At 53.2% G+C, this 19,664-nt stretch carries 17 protein-coding genes; 6 read left to right on the top strand and 11 right to left on the bottom strand.

All coding sequences use genetic code 11. The features are described 5' to 3' along the window. The first annotated feature begins 99 nt into the window (after positions 1 to 99). A complete protein-coding gene (locus CEK60_RS20680; RefSeq protein WP_089040609.1) occupies positions 100 to 825 on the top strand; it encodes a transporter substrate-binding domain-containing protein in 726 nt (241 codons plus the stop codon). 95 nt (positions 826 to 920) lie between these two features. Here CEK60_RS20680 and CEK60_RS20675 read toward each other — a convergent pair whose 3' ends face one another. The 5 genes from CEK60_RS20675 to CEK60_RS20655 all read right to left on the bottom strand — a co-directional run bounded on the left by CEK60_RS20675 (position 921) and on the right by CEK60_RS20655 (position 5,636). Next, positions 921 to 1,223: an antibiotic biosynthesis monooxygenase family protein gene (locus CEK60_RS20675; protein ID WP_009722905.1), complete on the bottom strand. Its 303-nt coding sequence runs from the start codon at positions 1,221 to 1,223 to the stop codon at positions 921 to 923. A gap of 192 nt (positions 1,224 to 1,415) precedes the next feature. After that, positions 1,416 to 1,991: an NUDIX domain-containing protein gene (locus CEK60_RS20670; protein ID WP_089040608.1), complete on the bottom strand. Its 576-nt coding sequence runs from the start codon at positions 1,989 to 1,991 to the stop codon at positions 1,416 to 1,418. A gap of 19 nt (positions 1,992 to 2,010) precedes the next feature. After that, positions 2,011 to 2,649, bottom strand: coding sequence for an HAD-IA family hydrolase (locus CEK60_RS20665; RefSeq protein WP_089040607.1), 639 nt, complete (start codon positions 2,647 to 2,649; stop codon positions 2,011 to 2,013). Between the two features lie 252 nt (positions 2,650 to 2,901). Then, positions 2,902 to 4,173 (bottom strand): 4-aminobutyrate--2-oxoglutarate transaminase, encoded by a 1,272-nt coding sequence (gene gabT / locus CEK60_RS20660; RefSeq protein WP_089040606.1) that lies wholly within the window; start codon positions 4,171 to 4,173, stop codon positions 2,902 to 2,904. Positions 4,174 to 4,184: 11 nt separating this feature from the next. Further along, positions 4,185 to 5,636, bottom strand: coding sequence for an NAD-dependent succinate-semialdehyde dehydrogenase (locus CEK60_RS20655; RefSeq protein ID WP_089040605.1), 1,452 nt, complete (start codon positions 5,634 to 5,636; stop codon positions 4,185 to 4,187). A 140-nt stretch (positions 5,637 to 5,776) separates the two neighbouring features. On the opposite strand from CEK60_RS20655, the gene CEK60_RS20650 reads away from it, so the two are divergent. From CEK60_RS20650 to CEK60_RS20640, 3 genes are all read left to right on the top strand, one after another. Beyond that, entirely contained in the window at positions 5,777 to 7,195 is a 1,419-nt protein-coding gene (locus CEK60_RS20650; RefSeq protein ID WP_089040604.1) for an aminotransferase-like domain-containing protein, read from the top strand. 75 nt (positions 7,196 to 7,270) lie between these two features. Then, complete coding sequence (locus tag CEK60_RS20645) at positions 7,271 to 7,936, top strand: transglycosylase SLT domain-containing protein (protein ID WP_198361408.1); 666 nt, start codon at positions 7,271 to 7,273, stop codon at positions 7,934 to 7,936. Between the two features lie 11 nt (positions 7,937 to 7,947). Beyond that, the gene (locus tag CEK60_RS20640) at positions 7,948 to 8,688 is read left to right on the top strand and encodes a sulfite exporter TauE/SafE family protein (RefSeq protein ID WP_089040603.1); all 741 of its coding nucleotides are present in this window, start codon (positions 7,948 to 7,950) and stop codon (positions 8,686 to 8,688) included. A 73-nt stretch (positions 8,689 to 8,761) separates the two neighbouring features. On the opposite strand, the gene CEK60_RS20635 is transcribed toward CEK60_RS20640, so the two are convergent. The 5 genes from CEK60_RS20635 to CEK60_RS20610 all read right to left on the bottom strand — a co-directional run bounded on the left by CEK60_RS20635 (position 8,762) and on the right by CEK60_RS20610 (position 14,876). Then, the gene (locus CEK60_RS20635) at positions 8,762 to 9,313 is read right to left on the bottom strand and encodes a cupin domain-containing protein (RefSeq protein WP_051626371.1); all 552 of its coding nucleotides are present in this window, start codon (positions 9,311 to 9,313) and stop codon (positions 8,762 to 8,764) included. Positions 9,314 to 9,477: 164 nt separating this feature from the next. Next, positions 9,478 to 10,932, bottom strand: a complete 1,455-nt coding sequence (nhaC, locus tag CEK60_RS20630) for a Na+/H+ antiporter NhaC (RefSeq protein ID WP_089040602.1) — start codon at positions 10,930 to 10,932, stop codon at positions 9,478 to 9,480. A 226-nt stretch (positions 10,933 to 11,158) separates the two neighbouring features. Next, positions 11,159 to 12,658, bottom strand: coding sequence for an aldehyde dehydrogenase (locus CEK60_RS20620; protein ID WP_089040600.1), 1,500 nt, complete (start codon positions 12,656 to 12,658; stop codon positions 11,159 to 11,161). Next, positions 12,658 to 14,034, bottom strand: a complete 1,377-nt coding sequence (locus CEK60_RS20615) for an aspartate aminotransferase family protein (RefSeq protein WP_089040599.1) — start codon at positions 14,032 to 14,034, stop codon at positions 12,658 to 12,660. Before CEK60_RS20615 ends, CEK60_RS20620 begins: the two co-directional genes overlap by 1 nt. Positions 14,035 to 14,069: 35 nt before the next feature. Next, the gene (locus CEK60_RS20610; RefSeq protein WP_038478694.1) at positions 14,070 to 14,876 is read right to left on the bottom strand and encodes a gamma-glutamyl-gamma-aminobutyrate hydrolase family protein; all 807 of its coding nucleotides are present in this window, start codon (positions 14,874 to 14,876) and stop codon (positions 14,070 to 14,072) included. A 266-nt stretch (positions 14,877 to 15,142) separates the two neighbouring features. On the opposite strand from CEK60_RS20610, the gene CEK60_RS20605 reads away from it, so the two are divergent. Further along, positions 15,143 to 16,531 (top strand): glutamine synthetase family protein, encoded by a 1,389-nt coding sequence (locus CEK60_RS20605; RefSeq protein WP_089040598.1) that lies wholly within the window; start codon positions 15,143 to 15,145, stop codon positions 16,529 to 16,531. A gap of 212 nt (positions 16,532 to 16,743) precedes the next feature. On the opposite strand, the gene CEK60_RS20600 is transcribed toward CEK60_RS20605, so the two are convergent. Continuing rightward, entirely contained in the window at positions 16,744 to 18,036 is a 1,293-nt protein-coding gene (locus CEK60_RS20600) for an NAD(P)/FAD-dependent oxidoreductase (protein ID WP_089040597.1), read from the bottom strand. A 358-nt stretch (positions 18,037 to 18,394) separates the two neighbouring features. Between CEK60_RS20600 and CEK60_RS20595 the strand changes: the two genes are divergently transcribed. Then, a complete protein-coding gene (locus CEK60_RS20595) occupies positions 18,395 to 19,585 on the top strand; it encodes a M24 family metallopeptidase (RefSeq protein ID WP_089040596.1) in 1,191 nt (396 codons plus the stop codon). Positions 19,586 to 19,664: the final 79 nt, after the last annotated feature.

Here is a 19,664-nt window from a genome sequence, read left to right as displayed (position 1 = left end):
CTTATCACCAGCATACCCATTCCCTGAGGAGTTGATTCTTTTCGTCCCGGTAAACGCCGGGACATTTTTCAACATTTACAAGCATAAAAGGTACCCGTCATGGCTTTAAATAACGATCAGTTGAAACGACGTCTGGCCCCGGGTGGAGAATTGAGAGCTGCCATCAACCTGGGCAATCCCGTCTTGGCACAAAAAAGTTTCAGCGGCGAGCTGACGGGCGTCTCCGTCGCCCTGGCTCGGGCATTGGCTGAATGGATCGACGTACCGCTTCGCCTCGTGCCCTTCGACGCCGCTGGTAAGGTGGTGACCGCGCTGGGAGAGGATGCTTGGGATCTAGCCTTTCTAGCCCGAGACCCCAAAAGGGCCGAAACGATATGCTTTACCGACCCCTATGTGATCATTGAAGGGACATATTTAGTGCCGAGGGAATCGTCTAACGTGCGCGTGACGGATTTAGACCAGGAGGGAGTGCGCATCTCCGTTGGGCAGGGGGCTGCCTATGACCTCTTTCTAACACGCACCTTGCAATGCGCATCGCTGGTGCGTGCCCCCACTTCTACGGCTGCCGTTGACTGGTTTGTCGATCAAGGCCTGGAAGCCGCCGCCGGAGTGCGTCAACCCCTCGAACGTTTTGCTCAAGAGCACTCAGCATACCGCGTGTTGCCGGATGCTTTTACCCAGATCGAGCAGGCCATGGCGTTGCCGCGAGATCGTCAGGACGTGATCGCTTGGGTAGAGAGTTTCCTACAAGCGCGTAAGGCAAATGGCTTCGTTGCCGAAGCGCTCAAACAGAGCGGCCAAGAGGAGGCCAAGGTCGCCTCATGAGCGATAAGCGGCTCGCTGGGGGAGGGTTGAAACGCCATACCGATACACTCCCCCCAAACGTCTGGATCTCCAGCGCCAACCTTATTGGATTTGGCTTACAGCACCACGTCATACCCTTCAAACTTAGGTGGGCCAAGATAGATACCTTCCGGCGCTTTGGCGTTAGCATGAGCCTTGCGGAACGCTTCTGATTTGGTCCAGGCGCGGAAGGCTTCTTCCGATTCCCACACACTGTGGGAGATAAACACGGTGTGGTCTTCCTGGCTTTCGCCCTGCAGCATTTGGAATTGTTTAAAGCCCGGCACTTCATCCAAATGAGAATCGCGGTTGCGCCACACCTCTAAAAAATCCTCTTCGCGGCCTGGGGCAATCCGAAAACGGTTCATGGCGATATACATGCACTCTCTCCTATTGAGTTTGTCTAACACGCTAGCGTAGCGGCCTGCCGCTTACGACGTCTATCACTTGATGATAACGTCATGGTTTTATGACGAATAGGCGTTATGCCGAGCAAACCATCAGGATACAGCATGGCTAAGGCCCCCATCCAGGTCGTTTGGTTCAAACGCGAAAAAGCTGACAACCACACACTACAAACCAGCTACTTTTGCATTTACGTATTGTGGATATTCGAATGCTGCTCTTAAAATCAAAAGGCATGAAGTAGTATGTGTAATACTTCCATTTAAAACGTATTCAACAGCAGTATTAAGAGAAACATTGAAAGGTTCAACCATATCATCGGCAGGAGGCCTAGCAGCTAGCTCATAGAGTTCTGTTGCAATGATAAGATGATCTCTTGTTCTAACTAGAGTTGTAAAAGGATCCGTTACACCGATAGATTTAAAGTGGCCTGCACCGATGCCAGCCTCCTCTGCAAGCTCCCGAGCAGCCGCTTGCTCAGGAGCTTCCCCCTCGTCTATCCCTCCACCAATGATTTCTATCATTTCAGCATCTTGAGCATATTTATACTCACGGGCAAGCAATACCGTACCATCAGAAAATAAAGGAAGAATTGCAACACCGTCTTTCATATCAACAGTGCCAAATATCCCCCTATCACCCTCAGGCCGGATAACACTGTCTTCGGTAACTTCAATCCAGGGGTTCTTATAAATTGTTTTGCTTGAGGTAACAGTAAACTGTCCTTTCTTTATTCCACTCATGCCCTCCCTCCTTTGCCAATTAAGTTAACAGGCCACGCGCTGATAAATCTTTCAAGAGCTGAGCATGGTTTTCAAAAACAATCCCATCAATACCACTATCCCTAGCACTTTTAACATTATCTTCACGATCATCGATAAAAACAACATCATCTCTATCGCAACCTAAAATCTCCAACATTTTTAAAAAAGCATCGGCATTAGGTTTGACAAGCTTATGCTCAAAAGATAAAAACTTTTTCTCAAATAAGTTATCAACATTCGGAAAGGACTGTATTTTCTCCCAATGTGTTTGATCGATGTTTGACATGCAAGCTTGGCGGAAACCACGCTGAGCTAATTTCTTAATTAACAATACTGTTTCGTTTTTTTCGCCGACCAATACTCTTTTTAGCAAGCTCTCTATCCCGTACTCGGGAACATCTCTACTTATTGCACTCTTTATTTCATAAATATAAATCTCTTTTGTTATCAACCCTGCGACTGCTTTTTCAGTAAGACTGTAACTTGATGGAGACACCTTAAATTCTTCTCGAATTAACGGGAGCAATTCTGATTTATCGATATTAAATTTCTCAGTGGCATCTTCCATCATGCCGCTAAAATCCAATTCAACGACAACGCCACCAAGATCCCAAACAATCCATTGAGGAACTTTCATTCATGCATCTCCTTAGTCGACACTTACTTACTTAAGAAAACTCATAGAGAATATATTGTAGACGTAAAATTCTAATATACATGAATTCAACCAAGACAGTACCGCTGGAAGTAAATGCTGTAGCTTCGCCGCCACTCGGAAACCTGGGCATCAATCCATTGTGAATAAGCGCGCTAGAAAAGCAAAACCCGCCATCGCCAACAGCTTTCACTGTTTGGCGATGACGGGTTTGATGATGCCTAGAAGGACGGCTTAACTAAGCGCTTCCAGAGATTCCTCGATAATGCTCAAGCCCTCTTCCAGCACGGCAGAAGAGACCGTCAGCGGCACCAGAATGCGGATGCTGTTGCCGTAGAAGCCACAGGAGAGCAGGATCAAGCCTTTCTCGCGGGCTTTGGCACAGAGCGCACCGGTTAGCGCTGTATCGGGTTTTCCTTCGCTATCGAGCAATTCAAAAGCGGCCATGGCGCCTAATTGACGGCCGTGGGCAACGGCAGGGAAACGCGCTTCCCACACTGCAAAACGCTCGGCCAGCATTTTGCCCATCTGTTCGCTGCGCGCCAGGATATCTTCTTCTTCGATCACCTCGATGACCGCTAACGCCGCTGCGCAGGAGAGCGGGTTACCACTGTAGGTGCCACCCAGGGAGTTGGGGCCAGAGGCGTCCATCACTTTGGCACTACCCACAACCGCCGATAGCGGCATGCCGTTCGCCAGGCTCTTGGCGGTGGTCAGGATGTCCGCTTCAATACCACTATGTTCGAGCGCAAACAGCTTGCCGGTACGGGCAAAGCCAGACTGCACTTCATCGGCGATCAGCAGAATACCGTGCTCATCACACAGCGCACGTAGCGCTTTCAGGTAATCCGGTGAGGCGATGTAGAAACCGCCTTCGCCCTGTACCGGCTCAATCACGATAGCCGCCGTGCGATGCGGGGCAATATCGGTTTTGAACAGCGTACGAATGGCGTCTAACGACGCTTCTTCGCTGATACCGTGCAGCGGGTTGGGGAACGGCGCGCGGAAAACATCACCCGGCATAGGGCCGAAGTCGTTCTTATAGGGCAGTACCTTGCCGGTCATGGCCAGCGTCATCATGGTACGGCCGTGGAAAGCACCGTCGAACGTGATAATGCCTGTACGACCAGTCGCCGCGCGGGCGATCTTCACGGCGTTTTCCAGCGCTTCAGCACCGGTATTAACCAGCATTGCTTTACGCTCGGGGCCACGTACCGGCGTCAGTTCACAAAGTTTTTGGCACAGCTGCACGTAAGGGGCGTAGGAGATCACCGCCGCGCTGGTGTGCATGACTTTCTTGAGCTGCGCTTCTACTGCCGCGACAATTTTCGGGTGGCGGTGGCCCAGGTTCAGCACGCCAATACCGCCCGCGAAGTCGATCCAACGGTTGCCATCGGCATCCCATAACTCGGCGTTTTCAGCACGCTCGGCAAACTGGGTGGTAGGCGTGGCGGCACCGTTGGCCACATAGCGATTTTTCAGTTCGTTCAATTCTTGGTTATTCATCATCGTTTTCCTTATAGACCGCCAACGCAGACGTATTTCAGTTCAGTAAACTCATCTAACCCGTGGTGGGAACCTTCACGCCCTAATCCAGACTCTTTCACGCCGCCAAACGGCGCCAGTTCGGTAGAAATCAGGCCTTCATTAACGCCAACCATGCCGTATTCCAACTGCTCCATGGTGTGCCAGATACGGCGGTAACCCGTGGCGTAGAAGTAGGCTGCCAAGCCAAACGGGGTATCGTTGGCCATGGCGATCGCTTCTTCATCACGCTGGAAACGGAACACTGGCGCGACGGGCCCGAAGGTTTCTTCATCGGACACCGCCATCTGGGTGGTTACGTCAGCAAGCACCGTGGGGGTAAAGAAGCGCTCGCCTGCGGCGTGGGGCTTGCCACCGCAGAGCAGTCGCGCTCCGTGATTTACCGCGTCGTCTACGTGACTCTGCACTTTTTCTACCGCCGCTTGGTTAATCAGCGGGCCGATAGTGCTGCCTTCCGTTAAACCATCGCCGACCTTCAGCGCGCTAACACGCTCGGTCAGCTTGCTGACAAACGCGTCGTAAACCCCGTCCTGCACTAGGAAGCGGTTGGTGCACACGCAAGTTTGCCCGGCATTACGGAATTTTGAAGCAATCGCCCCTTCTACGGCGGCGTCCACATCAGCGTCATCAAAGACGATAAACGGCGCGTTGCCGCCCAGTTCCATAGCGGTTTTCTTCACCGTGCTCGCGCACTGAGCGAGCAGGTGTTTACCCACAGGGGTCGAGCCAGTAAACGAGACTTTACGCACCCGTGAGTCGGTGGTGAGCACTTCACCCACCGCTGCCGGTTTTGAGGCGGTAATCACGTTAATAGTGCCGGCTGGCAGGCCTGCTTCAAGCGCCAAGTAAGCCGTTGCCAACGCAGTTAACGGCGTGGCTTCGGCGGGCTTAATCACCACGGTGCAGCCTGCGGCCAAGGCCGGGGCACACTTACGGGTAATCATCGCCAGGGGGAAGTTCCACGGGGTAATCGCTGCTACCACGCCGACCGGCTCGCGCAGCACCATAAGGCGCTTATCCGCGCCGTGACTGGGTAGGGTTTCCCCAGCCATACGCTTGGCTTCTTCAGCGAAAAACTCAATAAATGAGGCGCCGTAAGTCACTTCGCCCTTGGCTTCTGCTAGCGGCTTGCCCTGCTCTAGGGTCATCAAGCGGGCTAAGTCATCGGCGTGCTCATTGATCAGCTCAAACCAGCGGCGCAGCAATGCCGAGCGCTGTTTCACTGGCGTTGCGCGCCAGGCTGGCCCAGCGGCATACGCTGCGGCCACTGCGTCGCGGGCGTCATCAGCGCCTAAGTCGGCAACCCGGGCAATCGTCTCGCCGGTTGCGGGGTTATCGACGGCAAAGGTCTGTTGGCCCTTGCGCCACTCGCCACCCACCAGGGTGGGTACTGCATCGTGTAACCACTGTTCGATAAAGCTCATGATCTTCTCCTGATCTGCAACATGGTATGCACGCTAGCAGTAATGCGCTGGTGAACGAATGCACCACTTTCGCGTTCAACCAGACCACTTTTCTGTTTTACTATCTAAACGGGAAGCATCATGACAATAAGAGGATGTGAATGGACCGCCAGGACGTGTTACAGCAGCTTGTAAAACACTATGCCCAGCAACCTGAGCGTTTAAGCAAACAAGTACGACTGGAGCAGGCATTGAGGCAGGCGGTTACTAAGGCGTGGCCAAACCAAACTCGATTGCCGTCGCACCGTCAGTTGGCATTAACGTTGGGCGTTGCGCGACACACACTGTCCCGTGCCATAGCCTCGCTCATTGAAGAAGGCCTACTAACGACGTTTCATGGCAAGGGCACTTGGAGTTGTAAGAAGGAAACTTCTGTCGCGACCACATCAACCAGCGTTCAACTTTCAAAACGCGCTCAACAAGTGTTGCGTTGGCCTGGCGCCAGCACCGTTCAAAGCGGTGCCTTTGTGCCTGGCATACCGGATATCGCCCAGTTTCCAATGCGCAAGTGGCGTCAGCTGTATGCCAGCGTCACCGTGCCGCAAAATGCCTTACTGCTCTCTTACTCTACTGGTGGCTATGGGCCGCTTAAGCGTGCAATCCGGGAGTTTCTGGCGCGCTGGCGCAATATTCATTGTGACATTGAGCAGATCATCATCACCGATGGTACCCATAACGGTATTGAGCTATGCGCCATGGCATTGGCCGATGTGGGCGATACCGTGGCGATGGAGTCGCCCTGCTATTGGGGGGCGCGCAACGTATTCACAGCCACAGGGCTTTCGATTGAGATGCTGCCTTGGTTTTCCGATAGTGGGCATGTGTTACCGCAGACGACCGGCAATATTGCGCTCGCATATTTGACCGGCTCTCATCACTATCCGCTCAGCGTGCCCACACGCGCTGCTCATAAGCAGCAGTTTTGCGATGCGTTATCGCCCACCTACATCGTTGAAGACGATTACGAATTCACTCGCGACGATCACACTAACCTACTGTTTGATCCCAACTCGGAACGCCATTTACTGGTAGGCTCATTCTCTAAAATGATGTTTCCCGGCCTGCGGCTTGGTTATTTGGTGGTGCCACGCCATTTGGCAGGTCCAATGAACCGCCTACGCAGCGAGTTGTTTCGCGAAGGCCGTATGCTTGATCAAGCGGTATTAGCGCAGTTTATTTTTGATGGTGACTTAGACGTCTGGTGTCGCCGCATCCAGCGCGACTATCTAGGTCGTCAGCAGGTGCTGCACGACCAGCTTAGCTCACTACCCAAAGTACGCAATGTGTCCCCCCCGACTAGCGCGATTAGCTTGTGCGTTGAGTTTGAGCCTGGGGTTAATGATGTAGCACTTGCCCAAGCACTGCTCAAAGAACACTTAATTGTTCGCCCGCTAAGCCCCGTGTGCGCTGACAAGGACTCACGGACAGGATTGGTAATGGGCGTGGGCATGCTATCGGGAGAGACATTAGTGCGTGAAGCCCAACGGCTGCGGCGCTGTTTAGAGTTACTACTTCGCTAGGCGAGGTAGGCTTAGACCGTGTTGAGCATCACACTGTATGCCTAGTTAAAAAAACTTATTCACAAGGATTTTGCCATGCGCCACCCTGTTGATAATTCGGTGCTTCTCTCAACGCTTCGCCTATTGATGGTGCTGTGCGCCGTGCTGGCAGTTTCAGGCTGCGCAATTTTTGCACCTAGCCCGCCGGAAGATCAGAGCAATATCTGTGAAATCTTTCGTGAGCAGCCAAGCTGGTATGACTATGCCCAGGAATCCGAAGAGAAATGGGGCACACCGATTGCCACGCAGATGTCATTTATTCAGCAGGAGTCTTCATTTCGCAGTCATGTGCGCCCAGACCGCAAGTATTACCTGGGCTTTATCCCCGGCCCACGCCCCTCCTCCGCCAAAGGCTATGCCCAGGCCCAAGACCCCGTTTGGGAGGAGTATGAGGATCAAGCGGGCAGCCTGTTTGCCCGCCGAACCCATATGAAGCACGCTACGGATTTTATTGGCTGGTATAACCGCCGTTCTCAGCAGCAGGCAGGTATCTCGCTGAGTAACCCTGAACACCTTTACTACGCTTACCATGAAGGCGCAGGTGGCTATCAGCGAGGCTCCTATCGCAGTAAACCCCACGTGCTGCGCGCAGGCAGCCAAGTGGCTGCCCGCGCTAACCGTTATCAAGCGCAGCTCAACGCTTGCGAAGCAGAGTTTAAGTGCCGCAAGTTTTATCAGGTCTGGCCGTTTTGTCGTAGTTAAGGGCCCCACCCATGTCTCTAATGAGTGGCTTGGCCTTAATTAGTGTCGTGTTTTTGACATCGATGCTGTCTGGCGTATTTGGCATGGCGGGCGGCTTAGTAATGCTGTGGTTTCTGCTGATCATGTTTCCTGCAGGGACTGCCATGGCCGTACACGGGGTCATTCAACTCACGTCTAACGGATCGCGAGCATGGTTGTCGCGGCGCTTTATCGTCTGGCGAATTGTTATGCTGATGACATTGGGCGTGTTGATCGCCGCTGGTTTGCTGCTGCTGTTCAGCTATAGCCCCAATGCCGCGACGGTTTCCCTGTTCATTGGCTTAATGCCAATACTCGTATGGATTCCCAAACGTTGGTTTCACTTAGATGCTAATCGCGCCAGCCACGCGCTAGGTTGTGGCATTGCCGCTGGGAGCCTTACCATTGCGGCGGGGGTTTCTGGGCCACTAATTGATATCTTGTTTGTGCGCTCCCAAATGGATCGACGACAAGTGGTAGCCACCAAGGCGATGATTCAGGTAGTGGCTCACAGCATCAAGATTCTCTTTTATCTGGGCGCAGCCATGGCGCTTAGCACCAGCGAATGGGGTATTGTGCTGCTAGCAGCGCCGTTTGCGATTTTTGGCACCCACACCGGCAACCGTATTTTGCAGCGCCTCACTGATGCCAACTTCCGCATCTGGACGCGCTGGATCGTGACCGGTATTGGGAGTTTCTATTTCCTGCAAGGGCTCTTTCTACTCACCCGCTAACGTTGGGCAGTGCCCAAGCTATGTGCACGCCACCATTACTGCGACAATTGCCGCACAATGCAAACCAGTAATATCAGAACGCCTTACCGGGCGTAGCGCAGCTAATTATCTTGCAGGGGGCATCACTAATATTTCGGAAACGATGTGGAACGCTTGTCTTGAAATAATAAGACTCCCCCGGCCCTAAGCGCCTGGCGGTGCTCCCCACAATGATTTCGATCTCGCCTTCTACAACAAAGCCAGCTTCTTCACCGTAGTGGGTAATCATGGCTTGCCCAGTGTCAGCCCCCGGCAGATATCGCTCAACCATAAACGCCAGCGCACGGTTAGGCCGATTTGCCCCGACAAGCTTGAAGGAAATATCACCGGATGCGATATCAACCAAGTCATCCGCCGAATAGAAAATCTGCTCCTGACTATCAAGATCCATCGTAAAAAAATCACCGACGCTCATAGAGAATGCGTTTAGGATTTTCTTCAGGGAACTGACTGATGGGCTAACTTTTCCTTGCTCTATTAGCGAAAGACTTGAGTGGGTCACCCCACACAACTTTGCCAGTTCACGCTGCGAAATCCCTCGCTGCTTGCGCAAGGAGCGCAAGCTCGCACCCACGTCATCCGACATGCTTTTTTCACTCCCTATCAATAAGTAAATTAAATTACGTTGACGGTCTATTGACGGGCACATAATAGCGCAAAAAAAACCCCACGGCTGTGGGGTAAGCTCTCAATTAACGTGGCGTTATGAAAAAATAATCGTCTTGATCAGCCTCAATCATCATGTTCCACTCAGGCGCTACGAACTCCCGCCAACTCCGAGTCGGCGCTTGCCGTTTTCGCCCCATCTTCATAGGCGATACGGAAGCCGGTAAAGCCATAAATAATCGCGAACATCGGGCTCAGCAGCGCCAGAAAGGCGTAGGGCGCGTAGCTAAAGGCACTGACCCCAAGCGTGGCAAACATAAAGGCACCGCAGGTATTCCAGGGCACCAGGGGTGATGTCATGGTGCCTGCATCCTCCACTGTGCGAGACAGGTTTTTCAGTTTGAGCGAGCGACGCTTGTACTCGCTGGCATACATACGGGCAGGCAGAATAATACTGAGATACTGATCGCAACCTACGACGTTAGCGGCCATTGATGTTGCCACTGTGGTAGCAATCAGGCTGCCAGTGGTCTTGGCCAGTTTGAGCAGACTTTCCACGATGGTGCGAAAGAACCCTGCTGACTCAAGAATCCCGCCAAAACTCATCGCGATAATGATCAGCGAAACCGTCCACATCATGGCGCTAACGCCGCCGTTGGTTAGCAGGTCGTCCACCGTAACGTTTCCAGTGTCTACCGCGTAGCCTTCCACAAAAATAGTAAAGCTATCGCCTAACGGGACGCCCTGAACCACAATTGCACAGACAATTCCCATCAGCGAACCGATAGAAAGTGCCGGAATGGCAGGTACTTTCTTAATCATCATCACGATGACGGCCGCTGGCACCAGTAGCAGCCAGGGGCTAATGATAAACAGCTCATTGAGGCTCTGCTGTAACTCGTTTACCTGTGCCGCGCCATCACCGGAAGGCGTCATGTTCAGGCCGATAATGGTGTAAAGCACCAGAGCAACCGCTAGCGCAGGAACCGTGGTGTAGAGCATATAGCGAATGTGTTCAAACAGGTCGACACCAACCACACCCGGCGCCATATTGGTGGTTTCGGAAAGCGGAGAAATCTTGTCACCAAAATACACGCCGGAGATCACGGCTCCCGCGACCATGGCCGGGTTAAGGCCTAGCCCTTCACCGACGCCCATCAAGGCGATACCAATGGTGCCGGCCGCCGTCCAGGCATTACCACCAGCCAACGATACCAAACAGCAGATTAAGCACGCCGCGACCAAAAAGTAATCCGGTGCCAGAATGCTCAGGCCATAATAGATCATGGTGGGCACAATTCCACCGGCAATCCAGTAGCCAATAATGGTGCCGATAATGATCAGAATGACAATCGCCTGAGTCGTCAGGCCAATAGAGCGCATGATGCCCGCTTCAAGCTGTTTCCAGCGGCTACCTGTCGCAAGGGCCACCGCCGTTGCCACAATCGCACTTAAAAACAGCGGCAAGTGCGGATCCGTTTCGAAGTAGCCAATAAATACACCCAAAGATGCTGCCATAAACACAGTGGGGATCATGGTCGCTTTTAAACTTGGCCGTGGTATTTCCTGATCTTCCTTAACAGTGGTGTCGGTCGACATAATGTCCTCACTCAGCATTTGCTTGTTGTTGGTGTTGATAGTGATGTAACCGCGTTAGAAACCTTTGTGCTGGTCATCGCTGAGACCATTGCAGAGACCATCGCAGAGATTGTTATTACCTTTCTGATACGGCGCTCAGGCACAGGGAAGCCATGGCCAGAGCCACCGCTTATACGGCGGCGTCTGGCGCTGTGGATGACTCAAATCAATACGTGGTAAAGATGTTTTAAGGGCTAAGCGACATCCATACCGTCTTCACTTCACAGTATTTCTCCTGCGCGTGAAGCGATTTATCGCGTCCATTGCCCGACTGCTTAACACCGCCGAAGGGAACGGTCTGATCGATACCGGCCCAGTTATTCACATAGACCTGACCGGATTGCAGCCGCCGAGAGACCCGCATGATGCGGTCAATATCTTGACTCCAAACGCCGGCAGCAAGGCCGTAGTCGCTGTCATTGGCCAGAGCAATGGCTTGCTCTTCGCTGTCGAACCCAAACACACTCAGCACAGGGCCAAATATTTCTTCGCGGCCAATACGCATTTCGGGAGTCACATCATCGAAGACCGTAGGCGGCAGGAAATACCCATTGGAATCGCTAGGCTCGCCGCCCAGTTTCAGGGTGGCGCCTTCGCTTTCGCCTTGGCGAATATACGCCAGTACTCGTTGGTACTGCGCTTCATCAACCATGGCACCCATGAAGCTACCCGGATCGAGCGGGTCTCCCGGCTGCATGTGCTCAGCAGCTTTCACTACGCGAGCCACAAAATCTTTGCGAATGCTGTTTTCCACCAGCAGGCGCGAACCGGCAATACAGACTTCGCCTTGGTTGTGGAAAATAGCTTCCGCAGCGCTTTGGGCGACGGCATCAAGGTGTTGGCAGTCGGCAAAAACGATGTTGGGGCTTTTGCCACCGCACTCCAGAAACACGCGTTTCAAGTTGGATTGTCCCGCGTACTGCATCAGCTGTTTACCCACACCGGTGGAGCCGGTAAACGCCAGACCATCAACCTGCATGGAAAGTGCCAGAGCCTTGCCCACCGTATGGCCGTACCCTGGCAGCACCTGAAAGACGCCATCGGGAATACCCGCTTCCTTGGCAAGGTAGGCCAAGCGCAGCGCTGACAAAGGTGATTTTTCCGACGGTTTGAGAATGACGCTGTTGCCTGCCGCCAGTGCCGGAGCAATCTTCCACGACGTCATCATTAGTGGGAAATTCCACGGCACAATGGCAGCGATAACGCCCATTGGCTCGCGCAGCACCAACCCTAGCGCACGATCTCCAGTAGGAGCCACTTCACCGTAAAGCTTGTCGATACACTCCGCCTGATAGCGCAGACAGGCGACGGTGCCTGCCAAGTCACCTAGCGAACTGGAAATCGGCTTGCCCATGTCCAACGTATCTAACAGCGCCAGTTCATCGCGGTGTGTCTCTACCAGCTCGGCTAGACGCAGTAGCACCCGCTTACGCTTACTCGGGTGGCAACGCGACCAGACACCACTTTCAAAGGTTGCACGGGCTGCTTGCGTTGCAAGCTCAGCCTCTTGCGCATCGCAGCTGGCTACTTCAGCAAGAACATGTCCGGTGGCAGGGTTGATACTGCTCAGCGTGCTACCATCAGCGGCAGCGACAAACTCACCATTAATGAAAGCGCGCGTTTCAAAGCTCAGTGATGCGGCTTTTGATTGCCAGTCGGCGAGGGTTTTCGGTGTATCTGCCGCCATTATGCACTCTCCATAGGGTGTGTTATCGCCAGCTTTTCAGCGGTTTTATCCAACGCCAAACGTGCCTTACTGACCAATTCATCGATTTCATCGCGAGTGATAATTAGCGGCGGAGACATCACCATCGTATCGCCCACTGAGCGCATCACCAGGCCATGCTCAAAGCACAAATCACGACACAAGTTGCCCGCGGAAAGAGACTTATCGAAGCGTTCACCGGTGCGCTTGTCGGCGACCAGCTCTAGTGCCCCAATCAAGCCCAACGAACGGGCTTCACCCACTAACGGATGCTCAGCCAGTTCCTGCCAACGCTTAGCCAGATAGGGCCCCAATTCATCGCGGACTTTCTCGACTACCCGTTCACTTTCCAGCAATTCGAGGTTTTTAAGCGCAACCGCTGCACACACAGGGTGGCCGGAATAAGTAAAACCGTGGAAGAACTCACCGCCGTCTTCGATCAGCGTATCGGCCACGCGATCTCCCACCAGCACCGCGCCAATGGGCAGATAGCCCGACGACAACCCTTTGGCAATCGGCATCAGGTCAGGTTGTAAGCCATAGTGAGTACTGCCAAACCACTCGCCTAAACGCCCGAACCCGCAAATCACTTCATCGGCAATCAACAGAATATCGTACTTGGCCAACACCTCTTTCACCGCTGGCCAATAGCTGTCCGGCGGAATGATTGCACCGCCTGCACCCTGCACCGGCTCAGCAATAAACGCCGCCACTTTGTCTTCACCTAACGCCAGAATTTGCTCTTCTAACGCTTGGGCACACTGCTTGCCAAAGGCTTCCTGACTCATGTCGCGCCCTTCACCAAACCAGTAAGGCTGGCAAATATGGCTAATCCCCGGCACACACGGGCCACCTTGATCATGCATCGGCGCCATGCCACCAAGGCTCATGCCCGCGACAGTAGAGCCGTGATAACCATTTTCACGCGAGATGACCCATTGCTTCTCCGGCTTGCCTTTGATCGCCCAGTAGCGCCGCACCATGCGCAGCACGGTATCGTTGGCTTCAGACCCGGAACCCGTGAAGAACACATGATTGATATGCTCGGGTGCCAGCTCACTCAGCTTAGCGGCCAGCTTTACTGCCGGAGGATGGGTGGTTTTAAAGAAGTTGTTGTAATACGGCAACTGCTGCATCTGCTCGGTGGCGGCATCCACCAACTCTTGCCGGCCGTAGCCGAGATTGACGCACCAAAGACCCGCCATACCATCAAGAATACGATTGCCTTGGCTGTCGTAAATGTATACCCCATCGGCGTGGGTGATGATGCGGCTACCCTCTTCGCCAAGTGATTTAAAGTCAGTGAATGGATGAAGGTGGTGTTGGCGATCCAACGCCTGATAGTCCTGGGTCTGCATAGGTCGGCTCCTGTTCAAGTCGTTGCAACAAGCATTCAGCTATTAACTGGCTGGGCGGCGCGTTGGGTACGATGCTGACGGCAGGCCGCCGCAAACCCCTGAAATAGTGCGTCATAGAAAGGATGTTCTTTAGGACGCCACTCCGGATGCCACTGCACAGCCAGGGCGAACGCAGCCGCGTCGCGCACCGAAATCGCTTCAACTAATCCATCAGGTGCCCAGGCTTCTGCATCCAGACCTGGTGCAAGCTGATCAATCCCCTGCTGGTGCAGTGAATTCACCTCAGCATGCTCGCTGCTATAGAGCGCCGCCAGGGCGCCATCCGGGCGGATCTTTACCGTATGAGAGGGCGCATAATGGCCCGCCATGTCGTCAGCGGGCGGCTCACGATGATCGAGCATGCCTGGTAGCGTTTGAACTGCCTGATGAAGGGTGCCTCCAAAGGCGACATTCATTTCCTGAAAGCCGCGACAAATGCCAAATAGAGGCAACGCCTGACGTAATGCCTCGTGCACCCAGCAAAGTGCCGCTTCATCGCGCCGTGCGTCAGCACGGGTATTCTCTGGGGCGCGTTCTGCACCATAGCGGTCAGGAGCGACGTTGGTATAACTGCCAGTTAGCAGCAAGCCATCCAGGCTGCCCAACAGAGCAATGGCCTGTTCAGCATGCTGCTCGGGCGTCAATGTATCGGCGGCTAACACAGGAAGAATCACCGGCGTGATGCCGTAGTGGTAAAGCGCCTGCAGGAATTTATCGGTCACTATCTGCGCGGGATGGCCTTCCACTTCTCGGCAGCAGGCGATAACACCCACCAGTGGGCGTGGGGAATGCGTTGCTTGCATAGTCAAACCACTTTGTCAGTTGTTATGTTTTATTCAACAGTCACTTCAACATAGCGTGGCTTGTTTTATTTTCCAATAGCAAAATAGTATTTTTATGAAAAAACATATTAAATCATTGATAAACAAAGAATTAAAAAACACATCTGTTACCGACAAAAAATAATGACACTATTTTTGTTATTAAATATTTGACACAAGCGGCTGCCGAAGCAAGGATACTGTTAGCAGAAACACAACTAAAACGGCATAAAAATAAGGTACAACGTATGTCCTCTGCCAATAACACAGACGCTCAAAACGTAGCCTCGGACTTTCTTGACAGTCACCCAGAGATCACCAGCATTGACCTGTTAATCAGTGATCTTAACGGTGTCATTCGTGGTAAACGCATCCCTAGCGATAACCTTGGCAAAGTGTTTGAAAAAGGCATTTATTTGCCTGCTTCGGTATTTGCGTTGGACATCAATGGCAACACCGTTGAAGAGACGGGGCTGGGGCTTTCCAGCGGCGACGGCGACCGCGTATGTCGCGCCATTCCCGGCACGCTCAATCCGGTCACCTGGATGAATAACAACCAGTATGGCCAGCTATTGATGACCATGGAGGAGATGGACGGCGCGCCATTTTTTGCCGATCCTCGCCAGATTCTGCGGCGCATTCTTGAGCAGTTCTCCGAGCGTGGTTTAACCCCTGTCGTCGCCCTTGAGTTAGAGTTTTATCTGGTTGATCGTTTACGCGACGAAGAAAACTTGATTCAGCCACCGCAGTCTCCCTGCAGCGGCGAGCGAGCCACTCAAAGTCAGCTGTATTCGGTGCTTGAGCTAGACGAGTACGCTGAGTTTATCAATGACTTGCAGAGTGCCGCCCAGGCGCAAGGCTTGCCGCTGGATACGGTATTGAAAGAGTGTGCACCCGGCCAGTTTGAAGCCAATCTGATTCACACAGATGATGCGTTAAGTGCCTGCGACCACTCAGTACTACTCAAGCGATTGATCAAGGGCGTTGCATTAAAGCACGGCTTTGAAGCTACCTTTATGGCCAAGCCTTACGGCTTAGAAGCGGGTAGCGGCACCCATGTTCACGTTAGTCTGGTAGATAGTGACGGACACAATATCTTTGCCGAAAACGGCGACGATCCGCTGGAGAGCACCGCACTGCAACACGCCGTAGGAGGACTGCTGGAGCTGATGCCAGACTCCATGGCACTGCTGGCTCCCAACCTCAACTCGTTCCGCCGTTTTCAGGAAGGACTCTATGTGCCCTTGGCACCTACCTGGGGATACGATAACCGCTCTGTGGCCATACGCGTTCCCGCCGGGCCAAAAGAAGCGCGGCGCATAGAACACCGCGTAGCGGGTGCCGATGTTAATCCCTACTTGTTACTGGCCACCGTACTGGCCTCTATCCACCATGGCCTAACTCAGCAGACTACACCTGCGGAGCCAATCATCGGCAACGCCTATGACCAAATCGCACCCCAGCTAACTAACAGCTGGACCCAAGCGCTGCACCTGTTAAGCAACAACCGTGTACTTGGCGAACAGCTTGGCGAAGACTTTATTGAAGTGTTCATTGCCAACCGCCAAGCAGAGCGCGCCGAAACCATGCGCGAAGTTAGTGCCATGGAGTATGACTGGTACCTGCGCCACGTATAAGCTGATAAACCACCAATAGAACCCACCAAGAGAATAGAGAGAGGCGCTGCTCGGCGTCTCTCTTTTATTGCTTCTGCCTATCTTATGCTGCTATCCCCGTCCTTCTATTAGCTTTTTATGCCGTGTTATCCGTGAGCATCCGTGGCAAATAAAAACGGGCTGACGAACGTATTCGCCAGCCCGCTTCCAAGCAATCCTCAAACTAATCAGCGCTAAACAGCCAGCCGGTCACGCATGGCGTAGAACCACGCTCCCATCGCGGAAAGCGGAACACGTAACAGCCGTCCGCCGGGCATTGGCAGGTGGGAAATCTGTGCAAAAGCTTCAAAACGCGTCTCTTCACCGCTAATCGTTTCTGCCACTAACTTGCCAGCCAGATGAGAGCACGTTACCCCGTGGCCAGAGTACCCCTGGGCGTAGTAAACGTTGCTATTAATGCGGCCAAACTGCGGCAGGCGGTTGAGTGTCAGCAAAAAGTTACCGCTCCAGGCGTAATCGACGCGGACATCGCCAAGCTCTGGAAAGGTAGACAGCATTTTCGGTCGAATAGCTGCCTCAATACTGGCGGACTCCTGCCCGCCATAGTTCACTCCGCCGCCATACAGCAAACGGTTATCGGCGGTCAGGCGGTAGTAATCCAAGAGATAATTACAATCCTCTACCGCTTTATCGTTAGGTAGTAATCGTGCTGCTAACTCTGCAGACAGCGGCTCAGTGGTAATAATCTGGGTGCCGCACGGCATTGCCTTGCTTTCCAGCTTGGGTAGCAACCCTTGCAAATAGGCATTGCCAGCCATAACGACCCGTTGAGCGGTCACGCGACCCTTGGGGGTATGCAGCGTCACCGGTTCACCGTGCTCCACGCGAGTCACGGGGGAGTGCTCAAAAATCTTGCCACCTAACGACTCCAACGCTGCCGCCTGCCCCAACACTAAATTGAGAGGATGAAGATGCCCACCAGAGTGATCCACCAACGCACCCACATAACGATCGCTGCCTATTTCTCGTCTGACCTCTTCACCTTCCAACAGCTCAAGTTTCTGATGGCCGTAGCGCTCCCATAAAGCTTTTTGCTCCTTTAAGCCTTGCCACTGTTTCTTGTTACAAGCAGCAAACAAGTTGCCTTCTTTTAGGTCGCAGTCGATCTGATACTTTTCAATGCGCTGACGAATAATCTGGTTACCCTCAAATGCCATCGCACCCAGCGCCCGAGCGGTTTCAGCGCCGTTTTGTTTCTCGATAACATCCATATCACGGCTATAGCTATTAACGATCTGGCCACCGTTGCGCCCGGACGCCCCAAAGCCAATCGCCACACTCTCCAGCACCACTACCCGATGACCACGCTCCGCCAAATGTAGTGCTGCAGAGATGCCCGTAAAGCCAGCCCCCACGACACAGACATCACATTCAACATCCCCCTCCAGCATGGGCCTTTGAGATGTGGAGTTTGACGATGCCGCGTAGTAAGACGCGACATGACCAGAAGACGCTTGAGGTTGCATTTGCCACCTTCCTTTTGTTGATTATTTTAACCAATCTGATCATATAGACCGACGTGCAAATGCGCAAGCAACAGCATTAAATGGGCTTATAGAGGCGAACAACACCTTTTTCCATAAGATAAATGTTATTAAAAAAGCAACACCAGGATATAAAACACACGACCACTACACTGAAAATAATCACCACACGTTTTTATGCACCGCCCCCATTGAGGGCGAGGCCACGTGCTTCCTGTTTGCGTCGTATTACCGGGTACGATTGAGGCACAACTCGCTACTATTGCTAGCGTTGATAACCACAGCGGCGTAACGCTAGAGCAGCTGCCTATACTCACCATAGCCCCCACCGGAGACCGCTATGGATTATCAACACTACCGCACCGCCCTTGCCGAGACGCTTGCCCAAAGTGAGTTGCCCTTTGCACCTGCCGAATACCAAACGCGCCTAGACAAAGTGCGCCATGCAATGACACAACGCGGGCTAGATGCCTTACTGCTCACCGACCCTGCCGACATTAACTACTTAACCGGCTATCACACCTTCGAGGTATCGGTTCACGCCTGCTTAGTGTGCACACCTACACAGCTGGTACTGCAGGTGGCATCCATTGAAACAGGGGCAGCAGTGGTCACCGCTCGTGTCGATGAAATCATTGGTTACCGATGGGAAAACCTGGATGAGATCATCACGCCGCTCGCGGACTTACTCACTGCTTGCGAGCAAATTGGCATTGATGGCTGGAGCAGCGGTTTGCGAGTGGGCGTGATGGACGCGCTGGCCCGCTCGGTGGGTAAAGAGCGCTTCTGTGAAGCAGGCGACCTGCTCGATACGATTCGCATTGTTAAAAGTAGCGCCGAACTTGAAATGCTCAGCGAAAGTGCACGAATCACTGCGGCAGGTTTAGAGGCTGCGATGGCCGCTATTCGCCCAGGCATGACTGATAACGATATTGCCGCTATCGGTGCTAAAGCACTGCTAGAAAACGGCAGCGAGTTCATGAGCTTGCAGCCTATCGTGACCAGCGGACACCGCATCGGGATGATTCACGTGAACCACAAGCGTCGCGTCATACAGCCCAATGAACCGATATTTTTAGAATTTGGCGCCGCTTACCAGCGCTATACCGCGCCGATGATGCGCACAGCGGTGACTGGAAAACCTAACACCGAGTTAACCGCCACCCGCGACTTGTGCCGCTCGCTGTTCGAGACCCTGTGCAGCCATATGAAACCAGGCCACACCTTTGATGATGCCGCGAAGGCAGCGGATGCATTGCTGGCACCTACCCGTGATCAACTATTCTTTTCGGGGGTGTTTGGCTACGCGGTGGGTGCACAGTTCCCTCCTAGTTGGGTTGAAGGCACCGGCTATATTGCCCAAGGCCTGCATCGTCCCTTCGAAGAGAACATGGTCTTCCACTTACCGCTCTGCCTACGCGTTCCTGGCCAGTGGGGCGTAGGGATCAGTGATACCGTGGTGGTCACTCAACACGGCGCCAAGCCACTCACTAACAACGACTGGCAGCTTTATCAGGCAATGGATAAGTAGCGAATAGAGAACCACACTTATAGCCCAAGATTGACAGTACGATTAACCAGCGCTATCGTCACCAAAGATGCAAATGAGA

The sequence above is a fragment of the Halomonas sp. N3-2A genome (assembly GCF_002216165.1).
Lineage (GTDB): Bacteria > Pseudomonadota > Gammaproteobacteria > Pseudomonadales > Halomonadaceae > Vreelandella.
Note: the sequence above shows the minus strand (reverse complement) of the source record. Positions and strands in the feature narration are given on the sequence as shown.